The organism is Aliivibrio sp. 1S175 (genome assembly GCF_001690985.1).
Lineage (GTDB): Bacteria > Pseudomonadota > Gammaproteobacteria > Enterobacterales > Vibrionaceae > Aliivibrio.
This window is the reverse complement of record NZ_MAJS01000005.1, coordinates 13729-35588: the sequence shown is the minus strand read 5'-3', so window position 1 is coordinate 35588 and position 21860 is coordinate 13729. Positions and strand designations below refer to the sequence as shown.

Here is a 21860-nt window from a genome sequence, read left to right as displayed (position 1 = left end):
AGGATTTTCATGAACTACGACATATTCAACGGTGACGCTGACGGCATCATCGCACTTCTTCAGCTTCGTCTTGCTTCCCCTTTAGAATCTCAACTCATTACGGGCGTTAAACGTGACATTAATTTAGTGACTAAAATCGATGTTAAACCAGAAGATAAATTGACTGTTCTTGATATCTCGATGGAAAAGAACATGGTAGCCCTAAAGCTCGCTTTAGAATCTGGTGCAGAGGTGTTTTATGCCGATCACCATCGGTCTGGTGAAATTCCTGTCCACAAGAATTTATCTGCGCATATCGATTTGGATGCGAATACGTGTACCGCTTTAATTATAGATAATTTATTAGGTGGTCAGTTTCATGAGTGGGCGATTACGGCGGCTTATGGGGACAACTTAATTGCGAAAGCGGATGAGTTGGCGAAAGCGGCAGGTTTATCTTTCGTTCAGAAAGAACAGCTAAAAGAACTGGGTACCTTAATCAATTATAATGGGTATGGGGCGACAGTAGAGGATTTACATTTTGATCCTGTGGATTTATATCGAACGCTGTTAAAATACCCATCACCATTTGATGTTATTACTGATAAAGCGTCGCTTTTTTATCAACTTCAAGCGGCGTATAAGTCTGATATGGACAATGTATTAACGATTAAGCCGCAACACAAAAGTGAGAACTTGAGTTTATTTGAATTGCCAAATGAAGCATGGGCTCGTCGTGTTAGTGGAGTATATGGTAATATTTTGGCTAATTTATTACCAAACTCCGCACATGCCGTATTAATTGAAAATGCAGAGGCGGCTACATACATGGTATCTCTTCGTGCTCCATTAAATAATAAGCAAGGAGCGGGTGAGATTTGTAGTTCGTTTGAAACGGGTGGTGGACGTGAAGCGGCGGCGGGAATTAATGCGCTGCCAAAAGCGTTGGTTGCTGAGTTTATTGAAGTGGTTGAGAATAAATACTAGAGCGGAGCGTTCTAGTTAGCACAGCGTATAGGCTCTTCTTTCTATCATTAAAAAATTATAAATAGAGAACAAAATGAAAATATTAGTCACTGGCGGAATGGGTTACATCGGTAGCCATACATGTGTACAAATGATTGAAGCGGGCTTAACGCCGATCATTCTAGATAACTTATACAACAGTAAAGAAGTGGTGCTTGATCGCATTGAAGCTTTGGTTGGTGTAAAACCTAAATTTTATGAGGGTGATATTCGTGATCCTCAAATCTTAGCGACTATCTTTGCTGAAAACCAAATCGATAGCGTGATCCACTTTGCTGGCTTAAAAGCGGTGGGTGAGTCGGTTGAAAAGCCAATCATGTATTACGATAACAATGTATCAGGTACATTAGTGTTAGTTGAAGCGATGCGTAAAGCAGGCGTGAACAGTATTGTATTTAGTTCGTCTGCTACGGTTTATGGTGATCCGGCTTCTACGCCAATTAATGAAAATTTCCCAACCTCAGCAACCAATCCTTATGGTCGCAGCAAGTTGATGGTTGAAGAGTGTCTAACTGATATTCAAAAAGCACATCCAGAAATGAGTGTGACGCTATTACGTTACTTTAACCCTGTTGGCTCTCATAAATCAGGCACCATGGGTGAAGACCCACAAGGTATTCCAAATAACTTGATGCCATTTATCTCTCAAGTGGCGGTTGGTCGTCGTGAGTTCTTATCAGTATTCGGTGATGATTACCCAACTGTTGATGGTACTGGTGTCCGTGATTATATCCATGTGGTGGATTTAGCGGATGGCCACTTAGCGGCGTTAGAACACAAAGGCCAACAAGCCGGCCTGCATATTTATAACTTGGGTACTGGTAATGGTAACAGTGTTCTTCAAATGGTCGCTGCGTTTGAGAAAGCGTCTGGTGCGAAAGTTCCGTATCAAATCGTCCCTCGCCGCCCTGGTGATATTGCCGAGTGTTGGGCTGACCCTGCTAAAGCGCGTGAAGAGTTGAAGTGGGAAGCGAAGTTGTCTCTTGATGATATGACGGCGGATACGTGGCGCTGGCAATCAAATAATCCGAAGGGGTATTAAGCAAGAGCAGGGTTCAGATCGGTCGCAGGCTCCCTTAAAGGGTTCAGGGGTGATAGTTGTGATTGCAGCGAATTGCACATAGTTCCCTCCCCTTAATAAGGGGAGGGTTAGGGAGGGGTTATTGCGATACAGGTAGAATTGAATACAAATCTAACTTGATTATACGCTGTTAGCCCTTGACCCCCTCCCAGCCTCCCCCTTAGTAAGGGGGAGGAGCTAAGAGCAACAACGCACACCCCTGAAACCTGCAAGCGTAGCGATCTGAACCCTAAGCCCTTACTCTCCACTATTCCTCCCTAATCAAATTGCATTCCCCTTACACTTCTTTTACTCTCACAGAGTCATAAACCATTTACCTGTGAGCTTACCAATGCTTTCTCATCCACCTTCTGACTACCTTGAACTCTATGCGACTTTGCTTTGTGGGCCTAATATGCAGGCCGGAAGCGATCGTCATGCTGAATTTACCGCGGCGTTAGTAGAGAGTGAGAATTGGTCTGTCAATTACCTTAAGGTTAACGTTGCGCTTGATAAATGGTGTTTTTCTCAAGAGGTAGATAAAGATCACTTATTGGCAGCGCCGCAGTTTGATAGTAATTATCTTCGTCATCGAGAAAGCGTTAGTGAGCTTGAATATCAAAAAATCTCTTTTACTCAACTGTGCGATCTCGCCTTGTTGAGCGTCCTAGACCCTTCTTTATTAAACAAAACAAAAGAGAATCTAAAGGTAGCCCTTGAACAATCAGGTCAAGACTTACCTCAATATTGGCAACGCTCGGTAGATTTTATTGCGGCGAGTGATGCGGTGTTAGCTCGGTACTTTGACAATCCTGAACGTTGGCTTACTTCTCTAGTTCAGAAGAACGGCAAAGTGGCATGGGGCCGAATGTTGATTGAGTCAATTGTCGCTTATCGTGTACGTGATAATGCTGATGTGTGGGTCGGCTTAATGACATCGGCTAATAACCCTGTGGTAACCACCTTACTTGAACTTCCTGATGATTTTGCGCTGGCTAAAATAGCAAAACACGCCTTGGCTCGCTTGGTGGACCAAAGCAATCCGTTACTGCTTGTCTCTTCTCCTTGGCAGCAGTGGCTAACGCGCATTGATGGGGTATTAAATACCGAAGTCGCCAATAAAGAGCGTTTGATTTGGCAGTTAGATCCGTTGGCCATGAAGGTGAATGCCAAAATACAGGCGAAGAATAAACGTGGTTGGACTCAGGGACGCAAAGTAGCTCTGGATAAGTTTAATCATAAACACAAAGAGATACTCAGCCCAAGTGATACCGCGATCCTTTCTGCTGCCGCCTATGATGGTATGGATTGGGGAGATAGTAGCTCAAGAGTCACCCGAACTGTCGCTCATGCGTTATGTGATGCCGATAATGTGTATGATCATCATGGCGAACAAGTGTCGTTTTATCGTGAGACGCCGTTGCTAGTATGGCGCTCGGTGGGGGATGAATTGGCGTTTGATGCTTATCCTTATTATCACCAACACACTTGTGCTCAGCCTTGGTTGTATCACTCTGGCGATGGCATCTACTCTTTCATTGATGCGTCTGAACCGCTCACGGATTTTTTAGAAGAGTTAAGAGTTCGAGACCCGCATTTTCCAGTAACCCAAACGGCAGAGTTAATAGCGGTACTGGGCGATCAAGTGCATTGGTTTGATATGGATAAACAACAAGGAACAGTGACTCGGGGTGACAGTGTGGCTGAACCTCAGTTATGGCTTGCTTGGAATGGCGCGTCTTTGGATGTGGCGATTGAGTTTGGCTCTAGCGATAACAATGTCAGTTGGTCACCAGGAAAAGGCAGTGAGTGGGAAAGTGGTTTTGATGGTGTGTGGTATCAACGTGATCTTGTTAATGAAAAGCGTCAAGCTAACGCGTTGGTTGATGAATTAGGGTTAGTAAAAAACAAGAATTTTATCTGGCAGATTGAAGGTGAAGCGGCGCTAACGTTCATCACTCAAATTGATGGTGAGTTGGGTGCAAACCTGCACTGGAAAGCAGACAGTCAACAAGTGAAAGTGATTGGGGTTGAAGATTTTTCAATGTCGATTAACCAAAAGCAGAATTGGTTTGAAGTCGATGGACGAGTTCATATTGATAGCAGTTTAGAAATGGATTTACGTCAGTTGTTGGCGCATCACCGTACGGGTTTTGTCAGTGCTGATAACTCTTCGTTGACGCTATTAATCTCAGAGCAGCTACGTCGTCAATTAAGCTTAATCGACAGTCTGGTAGATGATGATCAATTGGTCGATCAACGCATGGCGTATCCGTTGCAAAAACTGGTGGAGTCGATGTCGGCCAACAGTGATGATGCGTGGGATAACTTGGTGGAAGAGTGGCGAGTGAAGCCTGAGCTAGATGCTGATTTATTATTGCCATTGCGTGATTACCAAAAAGAGAGTGTGGAGTGGGCAGCACATCTTTCTCAACATGGTTTTGGTGCGTGTCTTGCGGATGATATGGGCTTAGGTAAGACGCTGCAAGGTTTAACGTTGTTGAGCCATTATCGTGAGCAAGGCCCAAGTATGGTGGTGTGTCCTAAATCGGTATTAACCAATTGGGTGCAAGAAGCCGAGCGTTTTACACCACAGCTAACCATGATTGATTTAGAAGCGAGCAGTGATCGTATTGCGACTATTAATGCCGCAGGTGCCAATGATGTGATCGTGATGAGTTATGGCATGGTGACGCGATTGGCTGAAACCTTAAATGAGATTGATTGGAATTGTGCGGTATTGGATGAGGCGCAGCAAATCAAGAACCCGCAAGCGAAACGCTCGAAAGTGGTGTTTGGTTTGCAAGCCGCGCATCGATTTGCGTTATCGGGAACCCCAGTAGAGAACCATTTGGTTGAGTTATGGAGTTTGTTCTCTTTCTTGAATCCTGGCTTACTTGGCGATCTTAAATCGTTCCGTTCTAAATACGCACAAGCAGCGAAGCAAGAACAAGATATGCTGCGATTAAAGACCCTAGTGAGTCCGTTTATTATGCGTCGTACTAAAGCAGAAGTTCTAACGGAATTACCAGCGAAGACAGAAGTCGTTCATCATATTGAACTCTCTAATAAAGAGCGAACCGCGTATGAAGCGGTACGAAAAGAATCATTAGCGAATTTAAAAAGTGAATCAAGTCGCGGTGTGGTTGAGGTGTTTGCGGCATTAACAAAACTACGTCAGATCTGTTGTGATGTTAGCTTGGTGTTTGATTCTATGAAAGGAGAAGACAGTACCAAGTTATCTGAAGCGCAGAGTTTGATTGAAGAGGCGTTAGATGGCGACCATAAAGTGTTAGTGTTCAGTCAATTTGTCGGTGTGCTGAAACGTTTTTCTGCTCAGTTAACAGAGTCAAATATCGGTTTTAGTTATTTGGATGGCAAGTTAACCACTAAGCAACGTCAGGCGGCGATTGATTCGTTTAAAGATGGCTCCAACTCTGTGTTTTTGATTAGCTTGAAAGCCGGTGGCACAGGATTAAACTTAACCGAAGCAGATACGGTGATTCATATTGATCCGTGGTGGAACCCTGCCGTAGAAGATCAAGCCAGTGATCGCGCCTATCGTATGGGTCAACAAAAGCCAGTGACGGTTTATCGATTAGTCACAAAAAATACCATTGAAGAGAAGATCATCGCTCTGCATCATGATAAACGTGACTTGGCCGATCAGGTGTTGTCAGCAAGCTCAACCAGTAAGACGTTGGATCCGGTAATGTTGTTGAGTTTGTTGGAAGGGGAGAACTAGATACTATACGCTGCGCTAACTAGAGACTATAAGATCAAAAGTAAAAGCGAGTACATAATTAACTTGATTTATGCGTTGTTAGCTCTTGCTCTTATAGGAGCGAAGCGTTCTAGCCTCTAGTTAACGAAGCGTATAGTCCAGTGCAACCTCTGAATTATTTTCGACCAAAACAAAAAATGCCCACAGACTATAAAGCCTGTGGGCATTTTACTATTTTCAGAGATTAGAAACGATACGCTGCGCTAACTAGAGACTATAAGAACAAAGTGAACACAGTGCTGCTTTTGATTTTATAGAAGCGAAGCGGTCTAGTTAGCGCAGCGTATAGTTTCTAGTTATATATAACCAATCCCTCCCAGCCTCCCCTTATATTGATATTTTTAGCCAAGTGACTATATCGATAAAGGGGAGGAGCTATATTGTGGTCGCGGCTATTTCAACGACCACCTCTGAATTCTGCCAGCGTAGCGATCTGAACTCTGCACTTGCTCTTCCTGAATCCTGAAACCGTTAAGCGCAGCGCCCTTAACCCTGCTATAGTATCCAAATAGACAGCAGTAATGGATTGAGTATGATTGATTCTATCGTTAGTTTGGCCAAAATGGATGAGAGTATTGAACTGGTATGGTTATACGGTTCACGGGCTCAAGGTACTCATCATCAAGAAAGTGATTTTGATTTAGCTGTGGCATTTAATGATCATTCGTTATCTGCTTTTGCTTTGCGAACTCGGCCGGAGTGTTTGGCTATGGAATGGGCGGAGCATTTGGAGCTACCTTTAGATAAAGTTAGTATCGTTGATATCAATCATATACCGATAGCTCTTGCATTTAATGTTATAGAGTACGGGAAGCTTATTTATAACAATAATCCTCTTCTGTTTTATAAAGAGCAGAATCGTATTAACTCAATGTTTGAGTATCAATTGATTGAAAGCAAAAGAAGTGCATCGTATGAATAAAGGTCTTGAATTATATCTAGCGGAAGTTGAGTCCCATAAAGCGAAATATCTCAAAGAGTTAAATGAACTTCGTTTTGACCTAAATCAGTCGAGTTTAAAAAGTCGTGACTATTTAGCTGCCGAGCGTTTATTGCAAGTATTTACTGAGATGTGTATTGGGTTATCTAAGCATATGGTAAAGAAAATCCAAAATAAAAGTCCAACGGAAGCCTATCAATCATTCTCTTTGTTAAAAGAGCATGGTCTGATTTCTAGCAATGAGTTGCGTACATGGAAACAGATTATTGGTATGCGAAATGGTCTAGTGCATGATTATTTAAATATTGATTTACTTATTGTTGAAGATATTTTACGTGAAGGTCATTATCAAGCTCTTGCTGATTTTACGGAGAAGGCGGTCACTTTTTTATTGTCAGAGTAGAGATGTAAGAGCTGAATTCTGCCAGTGAAGCGATCTGAACTCTTTTTCGACCAAAACAAAAAATGCCCACAGACTATAAAGCCTGTGGGCATTTTACTATTTTCAGAGATTAGAAACGATACGCTGCGCTAACTAGAGACTATAAGAACAAAGTGAACACAATGCTGCTTTTGATTTTATAGAAGCGAAGCGGTCTAGTTTCTAGTCAGCAAAGCGTATAGTTCTTATTTAAAAAGAACTTCACCAGACATTTCAGCAGGAATCGCTGTGCCAGTTAGCGCTAGCATAGTTGGTGCTAGATCAGACAGTTTACCGCCTTCTTTAAATTCAATCTCTTTACTACCAACGTAGATAAGAGGAACAGGAAGGTTAGTGTGAGCTGTGTGAACGCCACCTGTTTCAGGGTTGATCATCATTTCAGCATTACCGTGATCGGCAGTGATAAGCATTTGACCATCAACTTCTTTGATAGCGGCAACTACTTTACCGATACACTCATCTAGAGCTTCCATTGCTTTAACAGCAGCTTCGTATACGCCAGTGTGGCCAACCATGTCACAGTTAGGGAAGTTACAAACGATAGCGTCGTACTTACCAGATTTGATAGCAGCAACTAATTTTTCTGTTAGCTCAGGTGCGCTCATTTCAGGTTGTAGGTCGTAAGTTGCTACTTTTGGAGAAGCAACAAGTTGACGTTCTTCGCCTTCAAACTCGTCTTCTTTACCACCGTTGAAGAAGAAAGTAACGTGTGCGTATTTTTCAGTTTCAGAAATACGTAGTTGAGTTTTACCTTCTTTAGATAACCACTCGCCGTAGGTATTTTCTAGAGACGCAGGAGAGAACGCACAAAGAAGAGGGATGTTTGCTGCATATTGAGTCAACATCACAAAATCGATTGCTGGGAATGCGTTACGAGCAAAACCATCGAAATCAGGAACGAATGCACGTGTAATTTCACGAGCACGGTCAGCACGGTAGTTCATGAAGATGACAGCATCGCCATCAACGATTGCTGCTGATTCTTCGCCTTCTGCTTTGATTTCAGTTGCTTGTACAAACTCATCGTTTTCTTCACGAGCGTAAGCCGCTTCAAGACCTTCAACCGCTGAATCAAAAGTGAATACTGCTTTTGCTTCTGTCATTAGATCGTAAGATTTTTGTACGCGATCCCAGTTGTTGTCACGGTCCATTGCGTAGTAACGACCAATTAGAGAAGCAACACGGCCTTTGCCTAGTTTAGCGAATAGCTCTTGGAAGTTTTTCAAAGAATTTTCAGCTGAACGAGGTGGAGTGTCACGTCCGTCTAGGAAGCAGTGTAGGTAGATTTTTTCTGCGCCACGTGCTGCTGCCATTTCTACTGCTGCGTAGATGTGGTCTTCATGAGAGTGAACGCCACCTGGAGACATAAGACCCATGATGTGTACCGCTTTGTCTGCTTTAACGGCTTTGTCGATAGCGTTAACTAGCGTTTCATTTTCTTGGAACTCACCATCAGAGATTGCTTTAGTGATGCGAGTAAGATCTTGATATACAACACGACCAGCGCCGATGTTAGTGTGACCAACTTCTGAGTTACCCATTTGACCATCAGGTAGACCAACGTCCATACCAGATGCAGAAATTAGTGTGTTTGGTTGAGTAGCCATTAGGCCATCAAGAACAGGAGTGTTTGCGTTTGTGATTGCGTTATCTGCTTGAGCTTCACGGTGACCGTAACCATCAAGAATAACTAGCGCCATAGGCTTTTTAGCTGACATAAAGGTGTTCCTCGTCAATAACTTAATAAATTCTAATAAATAACTTTGTGTAATTTTACTACAAAGTGAGTAAAGGAGCCAGAGACTATACGCTGCGCTAACTAGAGACTAGACCGCTTCGCTTCTATAAAAGCAAAAGCTAAGAGCAAAGAGTTCAGATCGCTTCGCTTGCAGATTTCAGAGGTGATCGTTGTGGTAACAGCGTTCGCAATACTGTTCCTCCCCTTGATAGATGTATTGTTGAGATTGGAAGTGTTGATATAAGGGGAGGTTAGGAGGGGTTGGTAAGTATAGAACTAGAAACTATACGCTGCGCTAACGAGAGACTATAAGATCAAAAGCGAGTATGGTGCTGTTCTTATAGGAGCGAAGCGCTCTAGATTCTAGTTAGCGAAGCGTATAGTCTCCAATAACTTACTATGCTTCACAAACACCCATGCACTTATTCCACCCATCACATTCCCAATCGCAATCCCTACAAACAACCCTTCCATGCCATAAAAGTGACTGCCAATCCATGCTGTCGGCAAAGTAAACACAAACAATCTCATGAAACTCCAACTGAAAGAATGTAACGGTTTTTGCATCGCATTTAAACTGCTTACAAGCACCATCACAATGCCTTGGAATCCATAACTGAATGGCACACAAATCAAGTACATCCATAGGCCATGTTGTACGGCATCATCTTGGCTAAATAGATGAGATAGCGGAATGCTGAGTGGCACAATCAAAATATAAAGAAACAGTTGGAATAACACAGAGAATTTCATCGCCAAGAAGATGGCCTCTTTCACTCGCTCTGGCTGTTTAGCTCCGAGATTTTGCGCGACAAAAGGACTTAACGAAGAGGTGAGTGCCATCATCACCAATAACATTAATGACTCTACTCGTTGTGCTGCACCATAAGAGGCAACGGCAACCGTACCTTGGCTGGCAAGCATCATCATTAAAATGGCTCCGGATATCGGGTTTAATGCGTTTGATAGTGCTGCGGGAGAACCGATTTTTAAGATCTGATGCCAATCTTGTTTTATCTCTGATGGTTTTGGTGGAGCAAGCAATTTTACTTTTCGAGTTAATACATAGAAAGAAGCGAATAAAGCACCAAACCAACTAATGCCACTGGCAATAGCTGCACCTTGGATCCCTAGCTCAGGAAAAGGCCCATACCCAAAGATAAGTAAAGGATCGAGTACGCCATTGATCAACCCTGCCAGCATCATGATTTTCGCTGGCGTGGTGGTATCACCTGTTGCTCGAATCGCGCTGTTGCTCGACATTGGAATAACAAGAAGCGGAATGGTGAGATACCAAATGGACATATATTCATGGATAAGAGGTAACAGTTTGTCTTCTGCACCTAATAATCTGAACAGAGGTTCAATGGTGAAAAAGCCAATGCTGCAAGCGATAAGAATAAGAATGACCGCTAAGATTAATCCGTGTGTCGTTAATTGAGCCGCGTGCTTGCTGTTACCTTGTCCGAGTAGGCGTCCAATAGAGGCAGATAATCCAACCCCTATCCCCATGGTAATACAGTTCACCGCAAAGGTAACCGGGAAGGTAAAGCTCACCGCAGCAAGGGCATCGGTACCTAAGAGTGAGATGAAGAAGGTGTCCACCAAATTGAATAGAAGAATCGCCACCATGCCAAACACCATTGGGGTGGTGAGTTTTTGTAATACGTCGGCGATAGGTTGGGTTAGTAAACCGTGTTTATCTAGCATGGTTTTCTCGAGTGGTGGTGGGATGGATAGTGTAGCGGAAATAGGGACGAGATTCGAGGAAAGGCTAAGAGCTAAGAAGAGCAGAGTTCAGATCGCTACGTTTGCAGATTTCAGATGTGAATGCTTTTGATTTTAGCGCCTCCCCCTTACTAAGGGGGAGGCTGGGAGGGGGTCAAGAACTTGCAGCGTATAAATTAAGTTAACTATGTATTCGATTTTACCTTCAGCGCAATAACCCCTCCCTAACCCTCCCCTTAGTAAAGGGAGGGGACAGTGCATCATTCGCTGTAACCACAACGATCACCTCTGAATTCTGCAAGGGAGCTTGCGACCGATCTGAACTCTGCGCTTTCTTCAAAAATTTAGCCATAAACCCTTGCAATCCCTCCCTAAAAACCCCATTAATAAACCAAAGCCAAATCATGGCACTTTATTCTTTAATGGAACATTATCAGGAGATACGAGCAATGAATATCCGTCCTTTACATGACCGAGTGATCGTTGAACGCCAAGAAGCTGAATCAAAATCTGCAGGCGGCATTGTATTAACAGGTTCAGCGGCTGAGAAATCAACTCGCGGTATTATTCTAGCTGTTGGCAATGGCCGCATCTTAGAGAATGGTTCTGTACAGCCATTAGACGTAAAAGTAGGCGATTCAGTGATCTTCGCAGAAGGTAACATCAAAGCAGAGAAGATCGACGGTAAAGAAGTGTTGATCATGTCTGAATACAACATTCTGGCTATTGTTGAATAATAAGCACTCGTTGAGTAATTCGATTTTCGAACTTTGCTATTTTCGATACTAAGTAAGCGATATTAAGAAAAGAATTTAAAAAGGAAATTAAAGATGGCTGCTAAAGACGTAAAATTTGGTAATGACGCACGAATCAAAATGCTAGAAGGTGTAAACGTTCTGGCTGACGCGGTTAAAGTAACGTTAGGTCCTAAAGGCCGTAATGTTGTTTTAGATAAATCATTTGGCGCACCAACGATCACTAAAGATGGTGTTTCTGTTGCACGTGAGATTGAGCTTGAAGACAAGTTCCAAAACATGGGCGCACAAATGGTTAAAGAAGTGGCTTCGCAAGCGAATGACGCAGCGGGCGACGGAACAACAACGGCAACCGTTCTTGCTCAAGCTATCATTGCTGAAGGCCTAAAAGCCGTTGCTGCTGGCATGAACCCAATGGATCTTAAACGTGGTATCGACAAAGCAGTTGTTGCTGCAGTTGAAGCTCTTAAAGAACTGTCTGTACCATGTGCTGATACAAAAGCTATCGCGCAAGTGGGTACAATCTCTGCAAACTCTGATTCTACTGTTGGTAATCTTATTGCTGAAGCAATGGAAAAAGTAGGTCGTGACGGTGTTATTACTGTTGAAGAAGGTCAAGCACTTCAAGACGAATTAGACGTTGTTGAAGGTATGCAGTTCGATCGCGGTTACCTATCCCCATATTTCGTCAACAATCAAGAAGCCGGTTCTGTTGATTTAGACAGCCCATTCATCTTGCTTGTTGATAAAAAAGTATCAAACATCCGTGAATTGCTTCCAACTCTAGAAGCAGTAGCGAAAGCATCTCGTCCTCTTCTTATCATCGCTGAAGACGTTGAAGGCGAAGCGCTTGCTACTCTAGTTGTGAACAACATGCGCGGTATCGTTAAAGTTGCAGCGGTTAAAGCGCCTGGTTTTGGTGACCGTCGTAAAGCAATGTTACAAGATATCGCGGCATTAACTGCGGGCTCTGTAATTTCAGAAGAGATCGGTCTAGACCTTGAAAAAGTAGTTCTTGAAGATCTTGGTCAAGCAAAGCGTGTAACGATCACGAAAGAAACAACAACTATCATTGATGGTGCTGGTGAAGAGACTATTATCTCTGGCCGTGTTTCTCAAATTCGTCAACAAATCGAAGATGCGACATCTGACTACGATAAAGAAAAACTTCAAGAGCGTGTAGCTAAATTAGCTGGCGGTGTTGCAGTAATCAAAGTGGGTGCGGCAACTGAAGTTGAGATGAAAGAGAAGAAAGACCGTGTTGAAGATGCACTTCACGCAACTCGCGCTGCCGTTGAAGAAGGTGTTGTTGCTGGTGGTGGTGTTGCACTTATCCGCGCTGCATCTAAAGTTGTTGGCCTTGAAGGTGACAATGAAGAGCAAACTGTGGGTATCCGTTTAGCACTTCGTGCAATGGAAGCACCACTTCGTCAAATCGTTAAAAACGCAGGTGAAGAAGATTCAGTGGTTGCTAACAATGTTCGCGCTGGTGAAGATAACTACGGTTACAACGCAGCTACAGGCGTTTACGGTGACATGATCGAGATGGGTATTCTTGACCCAACTAAAGTAACGCGTTCTGCACTTCAATTCGCTGCATCTGTTGCTGGTCTTATGATCACAACTGAAGCAATGATCACTGATAAGCCACAAGATTCAGGTTCTTCTATGCCAGATATGGGTGGCATGGGTGGAATGGGCGGCATGATGTAATCATCCCATGAGCCTATTGTCTAAATAGACAAGCGTTCATATTGAGAGCCGAGATTAACTTATTCGTAAGTGCCTCGGTTTTTTTATGTGTGTTTTAAGAGCACCCCCTCCCAGCCTCCCCCTTACCAAGGGGGAGGAGCCGATTGTAGTTGTTGCAATTTCAGCGGATACAAAACAGTCCCCTCCCTTTACTAAGGGGAGGGTTAGGGAGGGGTTATTGCGATGATGGTAGAAGTTATTCGGATTTTAATTGATCTATATGCATTAAAATAAACGCTATAACGCCATCTGTATTGCTCATTATATCTTGGTTTGTGAAACGCAATACTGACATTCCTAGATTACGCATGTATTCATTTCGTATAGCATCATAATCTGCGGCCTCTGGATTAAAGTGACTATCACCATCAAGCTCAATTACTAATTTATATTCAGCATTATAAAAATCACAAACATACCTTCCAATACCATATTGACGCCGAAATTTAACCTTGAGTTGATTTCGTCTAAGCTTATTCCACAATATTCGTTCTGCTGTAGGTACCTCAGATCTAAGCTTTTGCCTGAGTGTTTTGTGTTTTGATTTATTATAAATAAGTGTCATTAGAATTTAGAGTTATATTGGTAAATGCTATAAACCATAGAAGTCGTAAATGGTAAAAGATAATGAACAGTAAAGAATTTCGATGGAGTTCAAAATTAGTGCTTTTGATCTTATCGCCTCTAGAGCAAAGCGTTCTAGTTAGCGCAGCGCATAGTTTCAAAACAAAAAAAACCGCAGATGCTTTCACACCCACGGTTTCAAATTGTTCACAGAACCAAGTTCTTCCTCGCCCCTAGAGCGAAGCGTCCTCGGTTCTCGAATCTTAATTAAGCTTTTGCTTCAGCTGCTGCTTTAGCGATAGCTGCAAAGCTTTTCGCGTCAAGTGCTGCGCCGCCAACTAGAGCACCATCGATGTCTGGTTGTGCGAAGTAAGCTTCAGCGTTTTCAGGCTTAACAGAACCGCCGTATTGGATAACAACGTTCTTAGCAACTTCTTCTGATTTCTCAGCAATGTGAGCACGGATTTGAGCGTGGATGCGTTGTGCATCTTCAGCTGTAGCCGCTTTACCAGTACCGATAGCCCAGATTGGTTCGTAAGCGATAATAGCGCCTTCAAGAGCTTCAACGCCTTGAGTGTTGATAACAGCGTCAAGTTGACGTGCACAAACAGCCATCGTTTCGCCAGCTTCGTTTTGTGCATCAGATTCACCGATACAAAGAACAGGAGTTAGGCCATTTTCTTTTAGGAATGCAAATTTCTTAGCAACAAACTCGTCTGATTCGTTGTGGTATTCACGACGCTCAGAGTGACCGATGATGATGTGAGTAGCACCAAATTCTTTCAGCATAGCTGGAGACATGTCGCCAGTGAATGCACCGCTGTTGTTTAGGTCAGAGTTTTGAGCACCTAGGATGATTGCGCTGCCTGCTTCAGTAAGCGTACGCTCAGCAAGGTCAACGAAAAGTGCTGGTGGAGCAACTGCAACGTCTACGCCTGTTACGCCTTCAAGTTCAGCGTTAAGACCGTTTAGTAGATCAACAACCATTTCTTTGCTGCCGTTTAGTTTCCAGTTACCCATAACTACAGGATGACGCATAGGATTCTCTCCAATTCAAATTAATGTAAAAAACTTGCGTAAAAATATAACAGATTTTACGACAGATTTAGTGTCTAAAATCATTTTTATGCATAATTTTAATGCTTTTATTTCGAAGTGCGAAAGATTATTAACTGAATAAGAGGTATTTATGACTATTGTTAAGTGTGATTCATTAGGCACTTTTCTATTGAGGATATTGTAACTTATTCCTTTTACCTTAATGATGGAAAAGTAATCACTTAATCAGCCGTATAAAAGGAAGTAACGATGCCGCATTTAGTCATGGAATATTCAAATTCAGCCGAAGAACGTTTAAATATGCAAGGGTTGCTGGAAGACTTGCACCAGGTGGCGATTGATTCTGAATTGTTCTCAACGAAAGATGTGAAATCCAGAGCAATTAGAGTTCATTCTTGGTTAGTGGGAGATAAGGGAAACAGTGTTGATTTTATTCATCTGACTTTGGAATTATTATCAGGGCGAAGCTCAGAGCAAAAAAGAGAGTTAAGCCGTGCCTTGATGGACGTTTTAGCAGAACAAGCGAGTCACATTGACAGTTTAACTATCAATGTGCGAGATATGGAACAAGAGAGCTTTCAGAAGATAGGGTAGTTCCTGATTTATTTAGGTCATATGACTAATGTTTTGTGTGTTTATTGGCGCTCGGAAATTGTATGACTTCTGCTGCTTGGTGTTCATTGATTGGCTTGTTCAATGAGTTGGCAAAACGCACAAATTGCTTTCCTAGTTCATGGCCTAATAATATGTTGATGTGATTAGGGTTGTTTCCTCGTTCAATAATTCGGTCAATATGGCTCTGTTGTGCTAGCAATGGGCCTTGATGATCTTTAGGCACACTCTCAATAAATTCCATGCTGAGTTGATGACGCAATACTTCTAATTGTTCAGGATCTTTTTCTGCTAATACTTTGAGTTCGTCAAATGAAGGTAAGGCGGTGTGATGATATGAATGTGGCATTGGCTGACTCCTTGTCTTTTATAACAATAGATTCAGCTTAGTTGGCGTTTTCAGGTTTTGAGAAAGTGGAATGGGGATATTGAAGGTTTATCTCGTTTGTGAAACATCTATGTGCTAACTAGAACGCTTCGCTCTAGAAACTATAAAATCAAAAGCACTTACGTTTTAATATATTCGATCTCAAGTCAATTATATATGCACTTATAGTCTCTAGTTAGCGCAGCGTATAGTTTCTAGTATAAAAAAACCGCAGATGCTTTTACACCTACGGCTTAAAATTATTAACAACATTCAGCTCTTCCTCGCTCCTCGAGCGAAGCGTCCTCGCCTCTCGTTCCTGCTCTTAAAGAATAATATCTCTAACTTCTTTGTCTTTACGCTCTAGGTAGTGAATAGACTTAATGCGACGAATGGTGCGACAGCGTCCACGGATAAGAAGTGTTTCCGTTGTTGCGATATTGCCTTGGCGAGTAATGCCTTCTAGCAAATCACCTTTAGTGATCCCAGTTGCTGCAAATACAACATCATCGCTACGAGCCATGTCAGTCATTTTTAAGATAACGTTCGCTTCTACGCCCATTTCTTTACAACGTTTCAGCTCATCTTCACCGTAAGCACGGTTTTCTGGCGTATCGCCTTTCACTTCGTGACGAGGAAGAAGACGCGCTTGCATGTCGCCATCTAGTGCGCGGATAGCGGCAGCAGAAATTACCCCTTCAGGAGCTCCGCCGATGCAGTACATTACGTCAACTTCGCTATCAGGCATACATGTTAAGATTGAAGCCGCAACATCACCATCAGGCACTGCGAATACACGAACACCCATTTTTTGCATATTAGCAATCATGTCATCATGGCGTGGTTTAGCCAGAGTCGTTACCACTAATGTATCTAGAGTTTTGCCTAGTGCTTTAGCAACGTTTTCTAAGTTTTCTTCTAGAGAAAGGTTAAGGTCGATTGCGCCTTTTGCGCCAGGACCAACAACCAATTTTTCCATGTACATATCAGGCGCTTTTAGGAAGCTTCCTTTTTCACCAGCAGCAAGAACAGCAAGTGCATTTGATTGACCCATAGCCGTCATGCGCGTGCCTTCAATTGGGTCAACCGCGATATCAACAGCATCACCGCCAGAACCTACGTGCTCACCAATATAAAGCATAGGTGCATCATCGATTTCACCTTCACCAATAACAATCTCACCACTGATGTCAGTTTTGTTCAGCAGTGTACGCATTACTTCTACAGCAGCGCCATCAGCAGCGATCTTATCGCCACGACCAAGCCATTTGTAACCAGCCAGTGCGGCACCTTCAGTAACTCGAGAAAAAGCCATTGCCAAATCGCGTTTCATATTTGCTCCGAATAAATCGATGAATTTAAAAATCGCAAGGATTTTATCACAACAGAAAGGGAAACGTTTGCTTTTTGGATCGGTAATCTTATATTTTCAAATTTATTAGGTTACGTTATAGAAGGTAGCTCATGCTCTAATTCAAATAATGCATTGAAATCTCTAGTTTTGGTATGAAGTTCGTTTTAATCTTAAGAAAGTAAGTCAGATGTTGGTAAAAGTTGTTGTTTTTTTGTCCATGTGATGCATTTTAATGAAGAACACTATGGCAGAATTACAATTGCTGAGTAGAATAGAAAATAAGTCAGCAGAGAAAAATACACTCTCTGCATCTCAATGAAGATTACAGTTAAGGTGGCAGGAATGTCTTTAGAAATATTAGAACAACTAGAAGCTAAAGTTCAGATGGCAGTAGATACAATCGCACTGCTACAAATGGAAGTTGAAGAATTAAAAGAAACGAACGCTGAGCTAACTCAAAATCTTGAGCAAGCAAATAACGGTCGTTCTGAAGTTGAGCAAGAAGCTCAAAAAGCACGTGATGAGCAAGCTCAATTTGAAGCTCGCATCCGTGGTTTACTAGGTAAGATGGAAGAAGTAGAGTAATTCTACTTTTGTCGTCATAGCTTCCATTATTTCTGCGTTGTCGATGCTTACTTACTATCGTAAGCTCCGCGTCTCCGCCTTGAACTAATGGAATCTATTTAGCCAAAATTTAGAATTGGTTAACGAATAAATTTGAAACCGTAGGTGTGAAAGCACCTGCGGTTTTTTTTGGATGCTAGAAACTATACGCTTCGCTAACTAGAAACTGTAAGAGCGGGTATAGCTCTTAAATCTCTTCTTCACCCATCTCTTCTAACGGCTCTTGAGAAATGATAATTCCTGTTGAATCAGCATAAAGATAGTCTTCAGGTAAAAAGGTTACGCTACCAAAGTTCACTGCAACATCAATTTCACCAATGTTCTTTTTCGCAGCACCAACAGGGATAGAAGCAAGGGCTTGAATACCAATATTGATTTCCTCTAGGTAATCGACCTCACGAATACAACCATAAATAACCAATCCTTCCCAGCCATTATGAGCGGCTTTAGCTGCTAAATCTGCATCAATTAATGCGCGGCGTAATGAACCACCGCCGTCAACTAATAGCACTCGGCCTTCGCCTTTTTCATCAAGTAGTCGACTGATCTGCCCATTATCTTCAAAGCATTTTATGGTTGTAATTTGTCCAGAAAATGAGGTTTTAGCACCATAGGAGCTGAACATTGGCTCAACAACATCAACGAGGTCTAAATAGATGTCACAAAGTGCAGAAGTATTGTATTCCATGATGATGTTTACCTTTTTTGTTTATATCAATTTGCCTTGAGTGCTTATTAATATACGGGCTTATTAAGTCATTACTATGATGAATAACAAGTTATACCGAGCTTGCTACACAATTATGTAATCGATTACGGATTAAATGGAGTGAATTAAATTGATAGATATAGACCAATTGAAAATAAAATATTAGTAAATAAAGCACACTGAACCACCGTCCCCATCATTGGCCGAATCGCTTCACCGTTTGGTGCTCGCATAACAGAGAGTACGTGATTAAAAACAAACGGACCAATAGCTAAGAATAACCAACCGGTTAATGAGTGAATTTGAGTGGCACTGAAGGTCGCAAGGCTAATAAAACTGACAGCCATAATGATGGCATGATATTTACGCCCCCAAGTCGCACCCATGCGGACAACGAGTGTCATTTTTCCACACGCTTCGTCGTTTTCAATGTCTCGTAAATTATTAATATTTAAAACAGCAACGGCTAATAACCCACAGGCAATAGCGGGTAAAAATAACGCCGAAGATAAATGTCCAGTGTGTAGATAATACGTTCCGGCAACACCAAGTAAGCCAAAGAAGATAAAGACTGAAATATCACCTAAACCACGGTAGCCATAAGGTTTATCTCCCATGGTATAAGCAATAGCTGCACCAATCGCTAATAAACCAAGAATGATAAAACCAATAATATCCATGGTTTGATGAAGTGAAATGAAGACCAGTGTTAAACCACTAATAATGGTCAAAACGATATTAATACCAATGGCTTTTTTCATGGTCTCTTGAGTGACCAATCCTGACTGCATAGCACGTTGTGGCCCAAGACGTTCATCGTTGTCTGTGCCTTTTACCGCATCCCCATAATCATTTGCGAGATTAGATAAAATTTGTAATAGAGTTGCAGTAACAAATGCCATGAGAGTAATAGTAGCTGAGGCATGATTGTTCCAATACGCCAATGCAGAGCCTGTCATAATCGATGCAAGCGCAAGAGGAAGTGTTTTGGGACGAGCAGCACTGAGCCAAATAGCAAAAGGAGAAGTTTTCATAGCATCGCAAAAATAGTGAATAGACTCTCTATTATTCACTATTTTTGGAAGAACCCCAAATTTGAAAGCAAAAGAAGGGCGAAATTAGCCTATTTTTCCGGTATCAATCAATTGTTGAAGTAATGGACGAATGATTAATTCCATCGCAAAACTCATCTTCCCTCCGGGAACAACAAGGGTATTGTGACGAGACATAAATGATCCATCAATCATGGCTAGCAGATAAGGAAAATCAACATTACGTATGCCTCGGAAGCGGATCACCACAAAGCTTTCATCTAAGCTTGGAATACCTTTAGCATTGAGTGGATTTGAAGTATCTACGGTGGGCACGCGTTGAAAGTTAATGTGAGTACGTGAAAACTGCGGTGTAATGTAATTTAGATAATCATCCATTGAACGAACAATCGAATCCATTACGGCCTCGCGTGAATGACCACGATCACGCGTGTCTCGTACGAACTTTTGTATCCATTCAAGATTTACGATTGGCACCATGCCTATCAATAAATCAACATGCTGAGAAACATCAATCTCGCCATCCATTACACCGCCGTGCAGTCCTTCATAAAAAAGAACATCGGTATTATCAGGAAGTTCTTGCCACGGAGTAAAGGTGCCTGGCATTTGGTTGAATGGAACCGCCTCATCAAAAGTGTGTAGATAGCGACGATATTGCCCTGTGCCATCAATACCGTATTGATGGAAGAATTGCTCGAGAGCGGGAAAATCGTTCGCTTGAGGACCAAAGTAACTGATGTGTTTCCCTTGTTCTTTCGCTTTACGGATTTCGACATCCATCTCAGGACGCGTAAATCGATGAAAGCTATCACCTTCAAGCCATGATGCTTTGATGTCCATCATATTGAACATCTTACGGAAGGCTTCAGAGGTGGTGGTGGTACCTGCACCAGAGGATCCGGTAACGGCAATAATTGGATGTTTAGCGGACATGACAAACCCTGTCTGTTATTCTTGGCATCAAGCCTTGATAGCAAAGATGTTATAACAGGGCTGTTGTAAATGATACGTTATCGTTTGAAATTTGTGAGTGATTGAAAGTGATTATTCAAACTCATGATTGGTTAGATTAGGGTTAAAGCGTGCTTTAGTTTGAATATCAACGGTTTCATGTAGTTCAGAGAAAACCACCATCGCTTCACCATTTTTTAATAACAAGGCAATCTGCTCTATTTTATCCTGATGGCTGCATTCCATTTCACCGTAATCGGTGCCTTCACGAAGAACAAATTCTGAAATCAAGTTTTCTAGGGTTTCTGGTGCGATATCTTGCCAAGGAATGATCATACTGCTTACTGCACTCGTAATTCGGCAATTGTTCAAATAAGACAATCGCTTTAATTTAGATAATAGTTTGAAACCACTGATTTACAGTTGTCTCTAACCAAAAATTTGGTTTGATGAATGACCCATTAATAAAGCCAACATGACCGCCATTTTCTGTTAGCTGATAGTGTACACAGTTAGGCAAAGGATGAGTAGGTATCACCGCCGCTGTCATGAAAGGATCGTCTTTAGAATGAAGGATCCGTGTTGGTATGTCGATGCTGTCTAAAAACTGTAAACCGCTGCATTGTTTATAATAATCGTGTGCGTTTTCATAACCGTGCATAGGGGCGGTGAGTAAATTATCAAATTGTAGTAAATCAGGAATAGCTGCAATCATTGCCTTATCTAAACCGACAATCGCTTTTCTGTTGTTATTGATTTTTTGGATACTACTGGCTTTCAATGACCGTAATAAATACGTCTGATAAACACGAGAAAACCCTTGTTGAATACGTTCAGAACAAGCCCCTAAATCTAAGGGGGCAGAAATAACGGTTGTCGCCTTTAATAATGTATTTGTACGGTATTTAGCGAGATAATTGACTAACATATTGCCACCGAGGGAGATCCCTGTAGCGACTTTAATTCGATTTGGAAAGCGGTTATCGAGCATTTCAATAAAGAAACGAGCGTCTTCGGTTTCACCTGAATGATACGCTCTGGCTAGGCGGTTTGGTACATCGCTACAACCACGAAAATGCATCATGACCCCAAGCCAACCTTGTTCTTTGGCTGCGGCGAGTAGTCCATTTGCATATGGACTTTCAAAACTGCCTTCTAATCCATGAAATAAAATAAAGATCGGTTTGTCCCCGGCCTTATTTGGGCTTTCACTCCATGTTAAATCAACAAAATCCCCATCAGGTAATTCAAGCCGCTGCCAATACCCATTAAATAAAGGGTTTCTACGCAGTAAGCGCGGCAATAACGTTTGAATATGTGCGTTTGATAATCCTGAGGCAGGAATAAATGAGTCCATCATG

The 21860-nt window shown here is 42.2% G+C and carries 20 protein-coding genes; 9 read left to right on the top strand and 11 right to left on the bottom strand.

Translation table 11 applies throughout. The features are described from left to right. Positions 1–9: 9 nt before the first annotated feature. From A6E06_RS00880 to A6E06_RS00860, 5 genes are all read left to right on the top strand, one after another. Positions 10–966 (top strand): acetyltransferase, encoded by a 957-nt coding sequence (locus A6E06_RS00880; RefSeq protein WP_065594384.1) that lies wholly within the window; start codon positions 10–12, stop codon positions 964–966. Positions 967–1039: 73 nt separating this feature from the next. After that, a complete protein-coding gene (galE, locus tag A6E06_RS00875) occupies positions 1040–2047 on the top strand; it encodes a UDP-glucose 4-epimerase GalE (RefSeq protein ID WP_065594383.1) in 1008 nt (335 codons plus the stop codon). Between the two features lie 370 nt (positions 2048–2417). Next, the gene (locus tag A6E06_RS00870; RefSeq protein ID WP_065594382.1) at positions 2418–5810 is read left to right on the top strand and encodes a DEAD/DEAH box helicase; all 3393 of its coding nucleotides are present in this window, start codon (positions 2418–2420) and stop codon (positions 5808–5810) included. 571 nt (positions 5811–6381) lie between these two features. Next, entirely contained in the window at positions 6382–6771 is a 390-nt protein-coding gene (locus A6E06_RS00865; RefSeq protein WP_065594381.1) for a nucleotidyltransferase domain-containing protein, read from the top strand. Continuing rightward, positions 6764–7192 carry a DUF86 domain-containing protein gene (locus A6E06_RS00860; protein WP_065594380.1) on the top strand — a complete coding sequence of 143 codons (429 nt, stop codon included), beginning with the start codon at positions 6764–6766 and terminating at the stop codon, positions 7190–7192. The genes A6E06_RS00865 and A6E06_RS00860 overlap by 8 nt, the downstream gene beginning before the upstream one ends. Before the next feature lie 224 nt (positions 7193–7416). Here A6E06_RS00860 and gpmM read toward each other — a convergent pair whose 3' ends face one another. After that, the gene (gpmM, locus tag A6E06_RS00855; RefSeq protein WP_065594379.1) at positions 7417–8949 is read right to left on the bottom strand and encodes a 2,3-bisphosphoglycerate-independent phosphoglycerate mutase; all 1533 of its coding nucleotides are present in this window, start codon (positions 8947–8949) and stop codon (positions 7417–7419) included. A gap of 383 nt (positions 8950–9332) precedes the next feature. After that, on the bottom strand, positions 9333–10679 hold the full coding sequence (locus A6E06_RS00850) for an MATE family efflux transporter (RefSeq protein ID WP_065594378.1): 1347 nt from the start codon (positions 10677–10679) through the stop codon (positions 9333–9335). A 467-nt stretch (positions 10680–11146) separates the two neighbouring features. On the opposite strand from A6E06_RS00850, the gene A6E06_RS00840 reads away from it, so the two are divergent. Together A6E06_RS00840 and groL are read left to right on the top strand one after the other, a co-directional pair. Further along, positions 11147–11434 (top strand): co-chaperone GroES, encoded by a 288-nt coding sequence (locus A6E06_RS00840; protein WP_017022481.1) that lies wholly within the window; start codon positions 11147–11149, stop codon positions 11432–11434. Positions 11435–11527: 93 nt separating this feature from the next. Next, the gene (groL, locus tag A6E06_RS00835) at positions 11528–13165 is read left to right on the top strand and encodes a chaperonin GroEL (RefSeq protein ID WP_065594376.1); all 1638 of its coding nucleotides are present in this window, start codon (positions 11528–11530) and stop codon (positions 13163–13165) included. Positions 13166–13400: 235 nt separating this feature from the next. Here groL and A6E06_RS00830 read toward each other — a convergent pair whose 3' ends face one another. Both A6E06_RS00830 and tpiA read right to left on the bottom strand, forming a co-directional pair. Beyond that, positions 13401–13769 carry an endonuclease domain-containing protein gene (locus A6E06_RS00830; protein WP_065594375.1) on the bottom strand — a complete coding sequence of 123 codons (369 nt, stop codon included), beginning with the start codon at positions 13767–13769 and terminating at the stop codon, positions 13401–13403. 266 nt (positions 13770–14035) lie between these two features. Beyond that, entirely contained in the window at positions 14036–14806 is a 771-nt protein-coding gene (gene tpiA / locus A6E06_RS00825) for a triose-phosphate isomerase (RefSeq protein WP_065594374.1), read from the bottom strand. Between the two features lie 270 nt (positions 14807–15076). On the opposite strand from tpiA, the gene A6E06_RS00820 reads away from it, so the two are divergent. Next, positions 15077–15421 carry a 5-carboxymethyl-2-hydroxymuconate Delta-isomerase gene (locus A6E06_RS00820; protein ID WP_065594373.1) on the top strand — a complete coding sequence of 115 codons (345 nt, stop codon included), beginning with the start codon at positions 15077–15079 and terminating at the stop codon, positions 15419–15421. Positions 15422–15446: 25 nt separating this feature from the next. On the opposite strand, the gene A6E06_RS00815 is transcribed toward A6E06_RS00820, so the two are convergent. Both A6E06_RS00815 and glpX read right to left on the bottom strand, forming a co-directional pair. Next, positions 15447–15788: a DUF3135 domain-containing protein gene (locus A6E06_RS00815; RefSeq protein WP_065594372.1), complete on the bottom strand. Its 342-nt coding sequence runs from the start codon at positions 15786–15788 to the stop codon at positions 15447–15449. Positions 15789–16131: 343 nt separating this feature from the next. Beyond that, a complete protein-coding gene (glpX, locus tag A6E06_RS00810; protein WP_065594371.1) occupies positions 16132–17139 on the bottom strand; it encodes a class II fructose-bisphosphatase in 1008 nt (335 codons plus the stop codon). 363 nt (positions 17140–17502) lie between these two features. On the opposite strand from glpX, the gene zapB reads away from it, so the two are divergent. After that, positions 17503–17745 carry a cell division protein ZapB gene (gene zapB / locus A6E06_RS00805; RefSeq protein ID WP_065594370.1) on the top strand — a complete coding sequence of 81 codons (243 nt, stop codon included), beginning with the start codon at positions 17503–17505 and terminating at the stop codon, positions 17743–17745. Between the two features lie 226 nt (positions 17746–17971). On the opposite strand, the gene rraA is transcribed toward zapB, so the two are convergent. The 5 genes from rraA to A6E06_RS00780 all read right to left on the bottom strand — a co-directional run bounded on the left by rraA (position 17972) and on the right by A6E06_RS00780 (position 21859). Further along, positions 17972–18472, bottom strand: coding sequence for a ribonuclease E activity regulator RraA (rraA, locus tag A6E06_RS00800; protein WP_065594369.1), 501 nt, complete (start codon positions 18470–18472; stop codon positions 17972–17974). 146 nt (positions 18473–18618) lie between these two features. Next, complete coding sequence (locus tag A6E06_RS00795) at positions 18619–19527, bottom strand: 1,4-dihydroxy-2-naphthoate polyprenyltransferase (protein ID WP_065594368.1); 909 nt, start codon at positions 19525–19527, stop codon at positions 18619–18621. A gap of 84 nt (positions 19528–19611) precedes the next feature. Beyond that, positions 19612–20481 (bottom strand): phosphoribulokinase, encoded by an 870-nt coding sequence (locus A6E06_RS00790; protein WP_065594367.1) that lies wholly within the window; start codon positions 20479–20481, stop codon positions 19612–19614. Positions 20482–20592: 111 nt separating this feature from the next. After that, positions 20593–20835 carry a YheU family protein gene (locus tag A6E06_RS00785; protein WP_065594366.1) on the bottom strand — a complete coding sequence of 81 codons (243 nt, stop codon included), beginning with the start codon at positions 20833–20835 and terminating at the stop codon, positions 20593–20595. A gap of 55 nt (positions 20836–20890) precedes the next feature. After that, positions 20891–21859, bottom strand: coding sequence for a hydrolase (locus A6E06_RS00780; RefSeq protein ID WP_083190260.1), 969 nt, complete (start codon positions 21857–21859; stop codon positions 20891–20893). Position 21860 lies beyond the last annotated feature (1 nt).